Source organism: Adlercreutzia wanghongyangiae (assembly GCF_035989245.1).
Lineage (GTDB): Bacteria > Actinomycetota > Coriobacteriia > Coriobacteriales > Eggerthellaceae > Adlercreutzia > Adlercreutzia wanghongyangiae.
Genome location: NZ_JAYMFF010000002.1, coordinates 353,833 through 367,799, shown reverse-complemented (window position 1 = coordinate 367,799; position 13,967 = coordinate 353,833). Strand labels below are relative to the sequence as shown.

The window sequence follows — 13,967 nt, the reverse complement described above, 5'->3', positions numbered from 1 at the left end:
TTGAAAAATGCGTTCTCGCAAGTGCAACAGTATACCAGCGAACGCAGAGCAACTCAGTACGAGAATCAGCGGCCCCAAGTGGGCGGCCGTTATGCACGCCCACAGGGTGAATTCGATCATTCTCAAGGCCTGAAACAAGGCGTCGATACTTTTCATCGACGCCCTCCATCAGCAAATCTATGGTTTCTACGGATGCCTAATCTCTCCCTTCTCTTTAGTGTTCTAGATGGTATTTCGCAAATCTAGAAGGAGGACTATATGGAACAGATCAATCGACGCACTTTCATAAAGGGAGTTGGTTTGACTGCGGGATTGCTCGGTGCGGTTGGACTTGCTGGATGTGGGGCATCCCCCTCCCTTTCCGACACCGACGGAAGCACTCGCAGTGAAAGCGATGACGCGCAGAACTATCCCATTGAAGAGACCCTCACGTACGACATAGTAGTTGTCGGGGGAGGTATTTCCGGACTGAGCGCCGCCGTCGAAGGAGCTCAACAAGGTGCTCGCGTTATCTTGATTGAGAAACAAGCCACCATCGGCGGAAACAGTCTGGGAGCAGAAGGCCCCTTTGCCGTAGATAGCCCCCTCCAGAAAGAAGCCAATGTCGATCTCACCCTTTATGAAGCCCTTAAGAATGAGCTTCAATTCTCCAATTACCGATCCAACTCCCAAATCTGGATCAACTACCTCAGACAATCAGGAGACAACATCTCGTGGCTCCTTGAAAACGGGGTTAAGTTCGTTGATGTCAGGCCCTGCAATGCCGGCCTTCAAGGATGGCATTACTACGACGGAGGAGGCACGGCGGCCGTTGCGGCCATGGAGCAGGCAGCTCTGAGCGCAGGTGTCGAGATTATGACATCAACTCCTATGGTAGATCTTATATCCGAGGACGACGTTGTAACAGGTGTTATAGCCGAACAAGACGGAGCGTACCTCGCCATTAAGGGGTCTGGCGTCGTTCTAGCAAGCGGCGGTACGGGAGCGAACGTCGAAACGCTCAGTGACCGCACGGGATTTGACTGCTCGAACGCGACAATCAACTGCAATCCCGGCAATACCGGCGACGGCCTCGATGTGGCAATTGAGCTTGGAGCCGCCACACGTCCCGCATGCATCATGGGAGATAAATGCGTCTACGGCTTCGGCATGTTCGACCACATTTCCTTTGCGACAACGAGACAGCCCATTCTCTGGGTGAATGGGCACGGCGAAAGATTCGTCGACGAAGGCATCGTATGCGAAGACATCCCCAGTGCGTTCAATGCCATTTTCCTCGGCCAGGAATCTTGCTACGCTCTTATGGATCAGAGCACAGTAGATGCGTTCGCACAAGGAGCGGCACCCGACAGCTTCGCCAACTATATGCCCGATCAGGGGGCACAGCTTCCCCAGCTACAACAGCAGATTGATGGGGCAGTTGAAGGTATGTTTGGAAACGTATTCAAGGGAGAGACAGTCGAAGCCCTCGCAATAGCCATGGATTTTGACCCCAATACTCTCGAAGACACCATTGATCGATACAATCAATGGTGCGATAAGGGCTCTGACGAGGATTTCTTCAAAAAAGCCGAGTATCTCATTCCCCTCAAGACGGGCCCCTTCTACGGTTTCAAGATGGATCCCCTCGTAGTGTGCGCAATCGGAGGTCTGTGCACTGACACCCAAAACCGCGTTCTGAACGATGAAGGAGATCCGATTCCCGGCCTGTATGCCGTCGGGCTCGATGGCTGCAATCTCTACGAGGAAACCTACAACATGTACTTGGGCGGCTCGGCGAACGGCTACTGCATCTATTCCGGACGAAATGCTGCTCGTAGCATCCTAGAAGCGTAGACGACATCCCTTCGCTTAGGAGGGGAGAGGCTTCCTCCCCGTCACTCCCCTCCCGCTCTTCTTCGCCTTCAACAACTAACTTGCAATAATATCCTCACCATCAAGAACCATCTTCACAAGCTCGTCTTTAGATCCTATACCCATCTTTGAATAAATATGATGAACGTGGGTATCAACGGTCCCTTTGGAAATAAAGAGAGCCTCTCGAATAAAAGCGCGGCTCCTCCCCTGGGCCAGCAGAAACAGCACTTCTCGTTCACGGGGTGTGAGTCCGTAAGCATTGGCCGCAAGTTCGCACTTCTTCTCAACAGGCGGGGAATTTTGCGAAGAGGCTTCACCTTCTACGCCACCGCCATTCAAGCCTAGAACGCCCCCGAATCGCGGCGCGCACGACCAACAGAGCACGAGCACAAAAAGAGCGACGAGCAGTATCTTTCCAGCATCCGCCGAAGAAGCGTGGGAGAAGCAAGCAGCCCACACCGTTGACCCTATCATTCCGCCCACCGTCGTGGCTACAACTCCTAAGCTTGCCGCCAACATAGCGCGTTGGGAAAAGCGCTTCGACACATAGATAAACACCAAGTGGTACATGCCCTCGAACCCAACGCTTACGACACTCAGGCAGAGGCATGTGCACCACACATAAGCCGCCGGCGCAATAAAGTCGAGCACCACAGCGAAGACCATAATAGGTACGGCCCACCGATACAGAGACGAAGGGGCCAATCGACGCGTAACGCGCAATGCAAACCAAACGATAGGAAGCGCGACGAAAGCGCCGAGCGAAAACACCACCTTTACCTGCTCTACAGATACTTGGTGCTGAAACAAAAACGCGGCCCAAACGACCATGATTACAGCGAGAGCGAAACTTAGATTAGCAAACAACCACACAATGGATTTCACATCATCGCCCTTGCCTTCAGCGGCCGCAACAGAAGCGTCCTTCCGTTTGGGTTCGGACGACAAAGACAGGGCGCGACAAAAGAAAACCCAGGAAGCGACCGGCAGAAGCACCATGAGAACTGAGTTAAACAGCTGGGGAGGAAACACGGATACCCAGTTTCCCAAAGTGGAAGCCAAAACCACACCAACAAGAATGGGTATCCACTGTAAGAAAGACCTCTCGGCACACTCAATATCAAACCGAGAAAGCACAGTTGTCCAAGCAATCCAAGATAGCCCTTGTCCAGGCCCTGCAACAATCTTTCCCGCCATGGCGTAAAACCCCGAGTCACGAGCTACCATCGAGATGGCAAGCAAAACGCTACCAGCAAGCATTAACGCGAAGGCCGCATTTCCCACAGTCCTGAGCTGGCGAACGTCGTATTCGTTCCAAAAGACCCTAACAGCCAGCAAGGCTGCCACCAATGTTGATCCAAGATATAGAACATCGTTAGTCAAAAAAGAAAGAGAAATTGACGAGGCCGCCTGGCTCGAAAAGAAGAAGAGGAAACTCCATCCCCAGAGAAATCCCGCTCCCGCCAGACATAAGCCGCCGCCTGATTTTCCAATTCGCTCCATACACCATCACCCGCCACGACATTTTTCATATTTGCATCGAATTGTATTGCCCCTAGGCTACCAGCCATTCAGCAAAAAATATTGTGAAGGCGTGCTATCTCGGGTCTCCAATATGAAAATCGATGATTTCCATCGATCTGGTGCGGTGATATGCAACTACAGGTTCACGACGGTGGCGGGGCGGCCGGCCTGCTTGGCGGCTTTCTTCAGGGCGCGCACGGCGTCTTCGTGACACGTGAACAGGATAACCTGGCGCGCCTCGGCCAGCTCTACCAGTGCTCGGGCGGCGCCGGCGCGGCGGCGCTCGTCGAAGTTCACCAGGATGTCATCCGCCAGAATGGGAATGGCGCGCCCGACGTTCTCGGCGGTAGTCAGCAATGCGATGCGCAGAGCCAGATACAGCTGCTGGCACGTGCCGAGCGATAGGTGCACGGGAGCGCGCCGAGTTTTCACGGCATCCACCACCTCCAGCGTTCCCTCGCCGGTCAGCACCACTTCCACCCAGCGCCCCTCGGTCATCATCGACAGAAGGCGACTGGCCTTAGCGTACACTTCGGGCTGGCGTTTCGATTCCCACGTGGCGATGGCGGCCTCCAACATGTGCTTCGCCAGAAGCAGGCGCACGAAATCGGTCTTGGCCTCCTCCAGGCGCGTGGAAATCTGCTCGGTTTCCAGCTTGCACTGGTCGAAGGTCAGCTCGTGACGGGCCTGGCCCAGGATGCTGGCCAGCTCGCCCGAACGGCGGTTCATCGATTCGAAGGCATCCAGCAGGCCCGCGCGCTGGCGAATGCGGTGCTCGAGCTCGCCTTCAACCTCGTCGGCCGTGGCATCGGCGTCCAAGCCGACGCGGCCGAGCAGCGCGGCGCGCTCGGCGGCAATCTCCTGCAGCCGCCGCCCGGCCGCCGCAGCACGGGCGGCAGACGCTTGCTGACGCTGGCGGCACAATGCCACCGCCGCCCGGCCCTCGCGGGCCTCGTCGAGCAGCACGCGAGCCTGGCGCAGCGATCCATGAGCGCTCGCAAGCCCGTAGCCTGCCAACTCTTCGGAGGTCTGACGGGCCGCAGCGGCCTCGGCGGCGCGGCACGCCTCCAGCTTCTTCTCATCTTGCACCATCACCCAGTGGGCGTCGTTGAAGCGCTCCTTGCGCACATTGCCCTCTTTATCCGGGCGGAACAGCATCAGAAAACCGCCCACCACCATCAGGGCGGCGAAGGCCGACAGAGCCGCGCCCAAGGCCATATAGGTGAGCGAGGCGCGGTCGCGCCCCATGATGAACAGCGGCACACCCAATAGCAGAAGAACCGCGGGCACCACCACTAAGAACGCCATCTGCATCGAGCGCTTCCACCGTGCATGGCGGCGATCGGCCTCGTCGTCCTCAGTTTCCAGCAGCGCCTCGTACACAGCGCGCGACGAGTTGTAATTGGCCTGAGCCACTTCCACACTATGGGCCTGACGCGCCTCGCGGGCCGCCAGCGAGTCCAAGCGGTCGCGCAAGGAACGATCCTCCGAGGCCGTCAGGGCCGTGAGCGCCGGCTCGATGGCCGCTTCGCCGACCCGAGCGTCTTGGCGGGCCTCCTCCTCGGCGGCGCGGGCGCGGTCGTACTCGGCCTGCAGCGACGCCTGTTCATCGGCCAAGGCAGCCAGCGAGCTCTTCGCCGCCGTCAGATCCTCGATCAGTCGGTTGCTCTCGTCCACACGATCGGCCATAGCCGCGCGCTCGGGCTCCAGCTCGTGCAGTTCACGATCTTGGGCGCGCCATTGGTCGGCCTGCTCGGCTGCGGCGCGTTCGGCGGCACGGGCCTCATTGCGCTGGGCCGCCAGCTGGGGAATCGACTGCTCGACCGCCGCAGCGCGCGAAGTGAACGCAGCCAGGCGCTCGTTCACGTGGGCCAGCGCGTGAGCCGGCGAAGAACCCGCGCCCGAGCCGGCCGTCAGCAGCTTGGCCGTGGTATCGGTGGTGTTGCGCAAACTGCGCAGCTCGTCGCTGTTCAGCGAGAACATCGTGCGGAACGTGTCCTTGTCGATGTCGGCCGCCAGATCGACGTCGCCCTGCAAACCATCTGCGTTGCGCCCGCGAAACAGCATCAACGTTTCCGAAGAGCCGGTAGAAAGGCGTTCGGTCGCCGACGCAGGCTCCGCTGCCTCCCCGTCGCCGAACGGGGCGAAGAACAGGCTGCCCGCGCGCTCGGCACCCACGGGCTTGTAGGTGTTGCGATTGCCCCGGGCCTCTTCCCAGCCGAACAGCACGCCGCCCACAAACGAGGCGAGGGTGGTCTTGCCCGCCTCATTCGCGCCGAACACGATGTTCAGGTGGGGGCCAAACGGCCCCACGGTGTAATCGGTAAACCGCCCGAAACGATCGATGCGCAGATATTGCAGAAACGGGGAGCGCGGCGCCGACGTCATCGGGCATCATCCCCCTGCACCAGTAAATCGAGCACCAGCGAGGCCGCCTCGTCGGTCAGCCGTGCCACGCGCTTCTCGGAAAGCGACGAGAGCATGGGCAGATTGCGTGCTAAAAACTCCTCTTGAACGTAGTCGATCTGCCGCGCTGGATCCGATCGCGCCACATCGACAGACCGCAGGAACACCGCAGGGAACAGCCCCTCAGCCCGCAGAGCCTCCTCATCCAGCGGTCGGCGGGTGCGGTCGATCAGGGCGTCGCAGTAGAATTCCGAGTAAGCCTCGTTCAACGTGCCGCGCACTTCTTCCAAAACTCCCGGCCGGTTCAGCACCTCGTGCAGCGGGGTAGCCCCGACTAGGGTGATGCGCGTGACCATCATCTCGCAAGCGTCGTCACCGTTCACGGCGAACTGCTCGCGCATCACCTGGGATACCAATTCGGGAATATTCGAGCAGCCGCTCACGTCAACCTCCAACTGCTCCCATACCACCGAGGCGGTGGGAATGAAGGTCAGCTGCACGGGCGCGCCCTCGGTCAAACGCACCTCATACACGCCGCGCGGGCCCGTTTCGCGCACATCGCGCCCCTGAATGCAGCCGGAGAACACCACCCGTGGGTCGAGGGGGTCGTTCACAGTGCGGCGGTGGATATGTCCCAGCGCCCAGTAATCCAGCCCGGCACGCAACAGCGCCCGCGGATCGGTGGGCGCCTTTACCGGGTCCAGGTTCAACCCCGTGTGCAGCACGCCCACGGCAAAGGGCGCTTCCGCGGCTCGCGGGCCGAGAAACGCTAAGGCGGCATCTCGCGTGATGCCCGCTGCGATATCCTCGTTCGACGACCACACCTTGTTGGGATAACCCCGCCCCGCAATAATGGCCAAAGGGCGCCCGCTGCGCTCGTACAGGGCAAAATCGGGTCGATCGGCCGCCAACATAGTGGCGCTGGGCGGCAGGGCGAAGAAATCCTGCTGCCACGAACTGAGCGGATCGTGGTTGCCAGTGCACAGATAAGTGGGGATACCCTGCTCGTCGAGACGCCACAAACCTTGGAAAAACCGACGATAATCTCGATAGGAAGCGCGCACACTATCGAAAATGTCGCCAGCCACCACTACGAAATCGACCCGCCGATCGACAGCCGCATCCACCACGCGATCCCAGGCCTGGGGAATCGCGTCATACAGGCGGCTTCCCCAATCATCCGACAAAGCCCTCAGGCCGCGAAAGGGCGCACCGATATGAATGTCGGAGGCGTGGATGAATGTTAGCGTCTCGGCCACCAGCTGCTAGAAGCCTCCCATGCGCGAATCGTCAAAGTAATCGGAGAACTTGGTGAACTCGGGGTTGAACACCAGATCGATATCAGCCAGCGAACCGTTGCGGTGCTTCGCCACAATCAACTGGGCCATGTTCATGTCGGGACGGTTCTCGCTTTCGGCCTCCACTTCGCTGGTTGATCGGTCGATGAACATCACGATGTCGGCATCCTGCTCGATAGACCCCGATTCGCGCAGATCGGACAGCATAGGGCGTTTGTCGCCGCGTTGCTCTACGCTGCGAGACAGCTGGGACAGGGCAATTACGGGCATGTTCATCTCTTTGGCCAGCACCTTCAGGCCGCGGGAGATTTCCGCAACCTCAACTTGGCGACTGTCGCTACGGCGCGAGGAGGGCGACGACATCAGCTGCAGATAGTCCACGATGATAAGCCCCTGCTCGTCGCCAGTCACATGGCGCAGCTGCCGACGGGCTTTCGCGCGCGCCTCAAGTACGGTAAGGGCGGGCGAGTCGTCGATGTATATCTTCATCTGGGAAAGCTGTCCCGAGGTTTCCGCCAGCGCGCCCCAATCTCCCTCGGCGATCATACCGCTGCGCAGCTTCGACAGGGAAACCCGGGCCTCCGAGCACAAAATACGCTGCACCAGCTGCTCGGCGGGCATCTCCATCGAGAAGAAGGCCACCGACACGCCTGTCTTCGCGGCGTTCGTGGCCAAATTCAAGGCGAACGAGGTCTTACCCACGCCGGGACGGGCAGCCAAAATGACTAAGTCGCCGCCGCGCAGGCCATGGAACAGATTGTCGGCGTCTTTGAAGCCGGTGGGAACGCCAGCCATGTGATCCTTCTGGGTAGCCAGTTTCGAAATCTGCTCATAGGCCTCGGTGACCAGCTCGTTCATCGGGCGGAATTCCGTGCTGATACGCTTCTCCGTCACGCCGAACAGCGCCTTTTCCGCTTGTTCCACCACTTCGTTCACATCATCGGGCGCATCGTAGGCCAGGGCGTTGATCTGCGTGGCGGCATACACCAGATCACGCAGGATAGCCTGCCGCTTCACGATGTCGCTGTGCCTTTCCCAACTGGTAAGCGAGAACGAGTTATCGGCCAGTTCAACCAGATAGGCATGGCCGCCCACCGAATCCAACTGGCCCTGCGCCTTCAGGGTGTCGGCAAGAGAGATGGGGTCGACGGGAATGCGCCGCTCCACCAGGTTGTGAATAACCCCGAAAATGATCTTGTGAGCGGGACGGAAGAAATTCTCGGGCGTCAGCTTCATTACCATTTCCTCGGCAATTTCGCTGCTCAGGATACATGCTGCCAGCACCGACTGCTCGGCCTCGATATCCTGGGGCAGCTGGGCGCGCGGCGCCAGGCCAGCGGAAGTGTTGGTATCGGAAGCGGAATATGCTTGCGCGGGCATGAAGACGTCCTTTGCTCGAGCGGGTGGTGCGGCAATGAGATACCCTGCCATTGTAGCGCGTCCACCCTTGTTTCACGGGAAACAAATAAGGCCCCTCCGAAGAGGGGCCTTGAAGAAAGCCTCGGAAACGAGAACTACTCCTCGGTCTCGGTCACCTCGACCTCGACGGTGCCGTCCTCGGAAACCTCGCCGTCGATCTCAACGGTCTCGTCCGCGGGGGACTCGGCAATCTCCAGCGCCTCGTCGAAGGCATCCACCGTTTCGGCAGATTCCTCGTCCACCACAGCGCCGCCGCCCACGACCACGGTCACGGTACCCTTGATGTCGCGGTACAGGGAAACCGGCACCTCGTAGGTGCCCACCATCTTGATGGGCTTGCCCAGCTCGACGCGACGACGGTCGATCTGGATGTCCAGCTGCTGCTCGATGGCTTCGGCCACCATGGGAGCAGTCACCGAACCGAAGAGCACGCCTTCCTCGCCCACCTGAGCGTCCACGGTCACCGTGGCATCGTTCAGCTTAGCAGCCAGGGCGTTCGCATCGGCGATGCGCACTTCCTCGCGCTTGGCGATGTTCTTCTTGCGCTCTTCCAGCTGCTTCAGATTACCCTTGGTCGCCTTCACGGCGTAACCCTGGGTGAGCAGGAAGTTGTTGGCAAAGCCGCGGTTCACGTCGATGACGTCGCCCTCGCCGCCTTTGCCCTGAAGTTCCTTCAGAAGAATAACTTTCATGGTTCCTCCTTCGCCTAGCGGTTGCGGCGATCGCCACGGCCGCTCACGGCAGGAACAGCATACGGCATGAGAGCCATCACGCGGGCGCGCTTCACGGCTTCCGCGATGTCGCGCTGGTGCTGAGTGCAGGCACCGGTCACGCGACGGGGCTTAATCTTGCCACGATCGGTAACATACTTGCGCAGCATTTGAGTATCTTTGTAATCGATATACTCCACGTCGTCTTTGCAGAACTGGCAATACTTACGACGAGGCTGCTTAGCGTAATCGGCCATTTTAACCTCTTTCGTTTCGCTTAGAACGGGATGTCGTCATCGTACACGGAAGAGGAAGCGTCGATGACAGGCGCCGCAGGGGCAGGGGCAGGGGCCGGCGCAGGGGCCGGCGCGCTGTAAGCAGGCGCGGGCGCCGCATAGCCTTGACCGCCGTACGGATCGCCGCCATAGGACGGGGCACCACCGTTGCTGTTTCGGCTCGACATGAATTCGAGCTCGTCGACGATGACCTCCAGCTTACTGCGCTTCTGACCGTCGCGCTCCCACTGGCTCCAGCGCAGCTTGCCCTCGATGGACACCTTGGTGCCCTTCGACAGGTAGTTGGCCAGGCTGTTGGCTCGGGCGCCGAACATCGTGCAGTCCACGAAGTTCGGGTAGTCCTCCCACTCGCCGGTGGTCGGATTCTTGCGGCGGTCGTTCACCGCCACGCCGAAGCTCAGCACCGCCATACCCGACTGGGTCTGGCGCAGTTCAGGGTCGCGGGTCAGATTGCCGCTGATGATCACACGGTTGATGCTCATGTCTACCTCTTCTCATCTTCGAGCGGCCAGATGAGCCGCCCTGATTTCCTACTAGTCGCGATCAGTGCGGGCCACGATCATATGACGCATCACGGCATCGTTAATGCGCAGCACACGATCGAGCTCGGCAATGCTCTGCGGATCAGCGTGGAAATCGATGAGAGTGTAGTCGCCGTCGGACAGACCCTTGATCTCATAAGCGAGTTTACGCTTGCCCCAGTTGTCGACGTTGTCCACAACGCCGTTGCTCTCGGCGAGAGTTGTCTCGATGCGCTTCAGCACACCGGCGCGCGTCTCCTCGTCGATCGTGGGAGCAACAATAAACAGCAGTTCATAAGCCTTCATCAGCTCACCTCCTTTGGACTTTACGGCTCCGGGCTGGTGAAGGCACACACCGGAGCAGGAATAGCCTGTCTATTCTAACAAAGCCTTTCCTGCCAGGTTCTGCGAGCTTTTTCCCTCACGGTAACCACACATTGCCGCGTGTTTGCATCTTAGCAAGCAGAAACCGTCATGACGTCTCGGGAACTGCCGTTGAAACACCGCTCCCCTTTCGCAGAAAGATCGCCGAGGAACCGTCCGCGATGCGCCTGCGCGCCGCCGTGGTATCGCAACACTGTCGTCCAAAAGCCGCCTGAACAAGAAAGCAGGCCCGGCATATTGCCGGGCCTGCTGGGTATACTGGCGCCCCCGAGAGGACTCGAACCTCCGACGCACGGTTTAGGAAACCGACGCTCTATCCGCTGAGCTACGGGGGCGTGCAAGCGGCTGCCATTCTACCATGGGGCGAAGCGAACCTCGCCCGACCATGGTAGATGCCTTAGATTTGCTTCAGCAATTCCATGACGAAATCGGCGTTCAGCGACAGCTGGTCTTGATCGATGTTCTCCACCACGTCGTCGGCTTGGGCGAAGAACGCGGGCTTCTTGCCGTCCATGCCCGCCAAGTGCAAGGCCTGCTGACCGTGCTTCAGAGCATAGGCCGACGAACTATCCATCCAGGTCATCGTTCCGGTGGGCACCGACAATCCCACCGCCTGGCCAGCCTTCTTCACCAGGCGCTTCATACGGCTCGACGCCTTCTTCGAGAGGTAGGTGCCCTCCTTGTCGATCAGCGTCAGCTCGCCGGCGCCCATGGCCTGCACATCGATGATGATAGAGCCCTTCATCTCGGCGGCATGGGTTTCCATAAAGGCCTTCATGCCACCGTTGCCAGCTAGTTCGGAGCCCAGGGCCACGAACCACACCTCGATATCCACACGCTGGCTGTGGAACTGCTCGATATGCTGGGTGGCCTGGTCGGTGTCGAACACGAAATCGGCGGGCAGGCCGTCGGCGAAGGCACTGCGCTTACGCGGGCGGTTCTCCTCGGCGAATTCCTCATCCTCGATCAATTCATCGTCCTCGTGCCGACCACCGCGCGAGAAAGCGCCGCCCTCATAGGGTCGGCCCAAGCGGTGGCGACCGGAAGCTTCTCCCGCCGCCTCATCGTCGAACGCCTCGTCGAAGTAATCGGGCGTAAACGCGGTGGTCTGGCCCATGGCCTCATAGGAATCATCTTCGCGGAAGCTTTCCCAACTGCCGCGAGCGGCCCCCACTTCCTGGGCCTCGAAATCGTCTTCGACGTTCAACCACTGCTGCGGGGTGATTTCTTCTTCCTTACCCTTATGGCGCAGCTTGCCGAAGATGCGGCCGAAACGGCTCTTGGGCATTTCCACATACCCCGGACCCGCGATGGCGCCCGTTTCGGTTACCTGCTCCACATAGGCCGAGTCGTCGACATCCTCGACATACAGCTCGTCGGGAGCAGCGGCATCCAACAGCTCGTCGCCAATAGGTGCAGCCGCACCGGTGGCACCCATGGACGAGAACGAACCGGCCAGGCTGATACTGCCCGACAGTCCGGGATCAGTCTGAGGGGGCGTCCCCCCAAGCGAGGGAAGGGCGCTGCGTAGGGCCGACTCCGCCGAAGGAGCAGGCGGGACAGCCGGCGCGGCGGCCACCGAGGGTACCACGGCGCTGAGATCGCGCACGCGGCCGTCGTGAGCAGGGCGTTCCTCGGAAAGGGGAGCCGCCTGCAGGTGATCGTCCATGCTGATACGGGGTAATTCCTGGGAAACGCCGATATTGGGCAGAGATATAGCCCGGCGCTTGCGGGGCTTCGGCTGCGCGGAAGCGACGGGGGAAGCCGAAGCAGGCGCGGCCTGTGGGGCGGCGGCCTCAACTTCGGGGATAACCAAACGGCGGCCCGACGCGGCGGGGGCGGCATCGAGGGGATTCGGCACCCCGTCGAGCGCGGCAGCAGGCGTGCCCGTCAGGGGGCGCTGGCCTTCGCGCAGGCTGATGTTGGGATCGTCATCGACAACTGCAGGCGCGGCCACAGCAGGCACCGGCGCAGGAGCGGCAACCGGGGCAACGGGCGCAGCGGCCGGGTTCCCAACCGCAGGAGCAACAGGTGCCGCAGGCGAGACGGGAGTAACCGACTCCTCCACCGGCGGGACCTCCCCCGCGGAAGCGGCCGCAACCGAAACTAAAGCGTCACCATCGACGGGCACCGCGCCAACCGGCTCGGCGGTGGGGCGGGCCACCGGTTCCAGAGCAGCGCTCTGCGACGCGGCCTGCACGGCGGCATCGGGAATAACTCCCGTCGGAGTGGCACCGGCGGCCTCCGAAGCTGCCTGCACCGAGGCGCGCATGCCGCGCATGCGCTCGCTCAGCTCATCCGCAGCAGCCTTCTGGGCCTCTTCCCGAGCGGCAATCTCCTCTTCGGCTGTCGCCAGGGCCGCCGCATAACGGGAACGCTGAATGGGCTTTTCCACGGTCGGTTTCTTCGCCTGCTGCTGACCCTTCTTGAACCAATCGGGCACAGAGTGCTCCTGGGGTGCGGGCGGCTCGGGAGTCGGCACCGACGCCGGTTCCGCAGGCACGGGAACCGGTACAGCCGCCGGTGCGAGATCCGGCGCTTCAGAGGAAGCCGCGACGGACTCTTCGGAGGCGGAACCCTCCGAACCCTCAGCCGGGGAATCGCCATTATCGGCCGCAGGCTGACCCGACAACGCGGCGACCGCAGCCTTTGCAGCAGCCAAGCGCTGAGAGGCCGATTCCATGGAAGCTCCCAACGAGCCACTGGCAGATGCGTCATACACCAACTCGGCACCTTCGGGCACCAGACCGGCCGACCGGGCGGCCTCCTCGCCGTGGATGAGTCCTTCCTCAGCATCGGGAAGATCGCGGGCGGCAGCCACGCGAGCGGCCACCTCCATCATCAAGGCAACACCCGAGGCGTTGCAGTTCGCGCCCTCGTTGTAAGCGGCCACGCGCTCGAAAATAAACGACACCACCGGCAGCACAGCCACGATCATGCCCGCACCGAGAATCACGTTGAAGGCAATGAGCGCGCCATCCTGGGGGGCCATGATGAAGCGAATGAGCAGTAGCACCGGCAGCAGCACCAACAGGCCGAATTCAATCCAATACAGCACCGGCAACAGGGAAATAACCGCGTTGTTCAGGTCGCGGCGCACTTTGCCGCTGTCGTAGTTCGCCACCAGAATCACTTTGCGACGACGCGATGCGCGAGTCGTCGATTTCAGCGGAACGTACTGAGCCACCACGTTCTGGCTCACGCCGCGATTGAGAAAGCGCGAAAGCACCGGCTTCCCCACAATCTCAGCCGCCATCAGCGCCGCGCACACCAAGGCGATGATAATAGCCGGGATAGTCACCACCGAGAAAATCGTAGCGATCAACGTCGCCACGACCACAACGCCGCTGCACAGGGCGCGGGGAAGCGAACTATCGGGATTGCACTGAAAATCTTCCATCGTCGTGGGAAGCCCCGTCGTCGATGAAAGCGTCTCGCTGATATAAAGGGCCGCGCGCTGCTCTTCTTCGGTTCCTGCGGGCCGCGGGCCGATTTCCTGAGACAGGTATGCAACATGTTCGTTTAGGTCGGCCATGTCTGCTGCCTTTCCTC

The 13,967-nt window shown here is 60.6% G+C and carries 10 protein-coding genes and 1 tRNA gene; 1 reads left to right on the top strand and 10 read right to left on the bottom strand.

Annotated elements, in window-relative coordinates:
* Positions 1-258: 258 nt before the first annotated feature.
* Positions 259-1,836, top strand: coding sequence for an FAD-dependent oxidoreductase (locus tag VIN30_RS01890; RefSeq protein ID WP_338208834.1), 1,578 nt, complete (start codon positions 259-261; stop codon positions 1,834-1,836).
* 75 nt (positions 1,837-1,911) lie between these two features.
* On the opposite strand, the gene VIN30_RS01885 is transcribed toward VIN30_RS01890, so the two are convergent.
* The 10 genes from VIN30_RS01885 to VIN30_RS01840 all read right to left on the bottom strand — a co-directional run bounded on the left by VIN30_RS01885 (position 1,912) and on the right by VIN30_RS01840 (position 13,950).
* Positions 1,912-3,360: a response regulator transcription factor gene (locus VIN30_RS01885; protein ID WP_338208833.1), complete on the bottom strand. Its 1,449-nt coding sequence runs from the start codon at positions 3,358-3,360 to the stop codon at positions 1,912-1,914.
* A 156-nt stretch (positions 3,361-3,516) separates the two neighbouring features.
* A complete protein-coding gene (locus VIN30_RS01880; RefSeq protein WP_338208831.1) occupies positions 3,517-5,769 on the bottom strand; it encodes an ATP-binding protein in 2,253 nt (750 codons plus the stop codon).
* Entirely contained in the window at positions 5,766-7,046 is a 1,281-nt protein-coding gene (locus VIN30_RS01875) for a metallophosphoesterase family protein (protein WP_338208829.1), read from the bottom strand. The genes VIN30_RS01880 and VIN30_RS01875 overlap by 4 nt, the downstream gene beginning before the upstream one ends.
* A gap of 6 nt (positions 7,047-7,052) precedes the next feature.
* Entirely contained in the window at positions 7,053-8,465 is a 1,413-nt protein-coding gene (dnaB, locus tag VIN30_RS01870; RefSeq protein WP_338208826.1) for a replicative DNA helicase, read from the bottom strand.
* A 134-nt stretch (positions 8,466-8,599) separates the two neighbouring features.
* Positions 8,600-9,196, bottom strand: a complete 597-nt coding sequence (gene rplI, locus VIN30_RS01865; RefSeq protein ID WP_338208824.1) for a 50S ribosomal protein L9 — start codon at positions 9,194-9,196, stop codon at positions 8,600-8,602.
* Positions 9,197-9,210: 14 nt separating this feature from the next.
* On the bottom strand, positions 9,211-9,471 hold the full coding sequence (rpsR, locus tag VIN30_RS01860; RefSeq protein ID WP_022738039.1) for a 30S ribosomal protein S18: 261 nt from the start codon (positions 9,469-9,471) through the stop codon (positions 9,211-9,213).
* A 20-nt stretch (positions 9,472-9,491) separates the two neighbouring features.
* Complete coding sequence (locus VIN30_RS01855) at positions 9,492-9,992, bottom strand: single-stranded DNA-binding protein (RefSeq protein ID WP_338208818.1); 501 nt, start codon at positions 9,990-9,992, stop codon at positions 9,492-9,494.
* A gap of 51 nt (positions 9,993-10,043) precedes the next feature.
* The gene (gene rpsF / locus VIN30_RS01850; protein ID WP_326425025.1) at positions 10,044-10,337 is read right to left on the bottom strand and encodes a 30S ribosomal protein S6; all 294 of its coding nucleotides are present in this window, start codon (positions 10,335-10,337) and stop codon (positions 10,044-10,046) included.
* Between the two features lie 337 nt (positions 10,338-10,674).
* A tRNA-Arg gene (locus VIN30_RS01845) sits at positions 10,675-10,750 on the bottom strand.
* 62 nt (positions 10,751-10,812) lie between these two features.
* Positions 10,813-13,950: an aminopeptidase gene (locus VIN30_RS01840; protein WP_338208815.1), complete on the bottom strand. Its 3,138-nt coding sequence runs from the start codon at positions 13,948-13,950 to the stop codon at positions 10,813-10,815.
* Between the last annotated feature and the right edge of the window lie 17 nt (positions 13,951-13,967).

What these genes read in the sequence shown, in the direction of transcription:
- VIN30_RS01890 (WP_338208834.1), top strand. Translation starts at nt 259, where the DNA reads ATGGAACAGATCAATCGACGCACTTTCATAAAGGGAGTTGGTTTGACT.
- VIN30_RS01885 (WP_338208833.1), bottom strand. Translation starts at nt 3,360, where the DNA reads ATGGAGCGAATTGGAAAATCAGGCGGCGGCTTATGTCTGGCGGGAGCG.
- VIN30_RS01880 (WP_338208831.1), bottom strand. Translation starts at nt 5,769, where the DNA reads ATGACGTCGGCGCCGCGCTCCCCGTTTCTGCAATATCTGCGCATCGAT.
- dnaB (WP_338208826.1), bottom strand. Translation starts at nt 8,465, where the DNA reads ATGCCCGCGCAAGCATATTCCGCTTCCGATACCAACACTTCCGCTGGC.
- rplI (WP_338208824.1), bottom strand. Translation starts at nt 9,196, where the DNA reads ATGAAAGTTATTCTTCTGAAGGAACTTCAGGGCAAAGGCGGCGAGGGC.
- rpsR (WP_022738039.1), bottom strand. Translation starts at nt 9,471, where the DNA reads ATGGCCGATTACGCTAAGCAGCCTCGTCGTAAGTATTGCCAGTTCTGC.
- VIN30_RS01855 (WP_338208818.1), bottom strand. Translation starts at nt 9,992, where the DNA reads ATGAGCATCAACCGTGTGATCATCAGCGGCAATCTGACCCGCGACCCT.
- rpsF (WP_326425025.1), bottom strand. Translation starts at nt 10,337, where the DNA reads ATGAAGGCTTATGAACTGCTGTTTATTGTTGCTCCCACGATCGACGAG.
- VIN30_RS01840 (WP_338208815.1), bottom strand. Translation starts at nt 13,950, where the DNA reads ATGGCCGACCTAAACGAACATGTTGCATACCTGTCTCAGGAAATCGGC.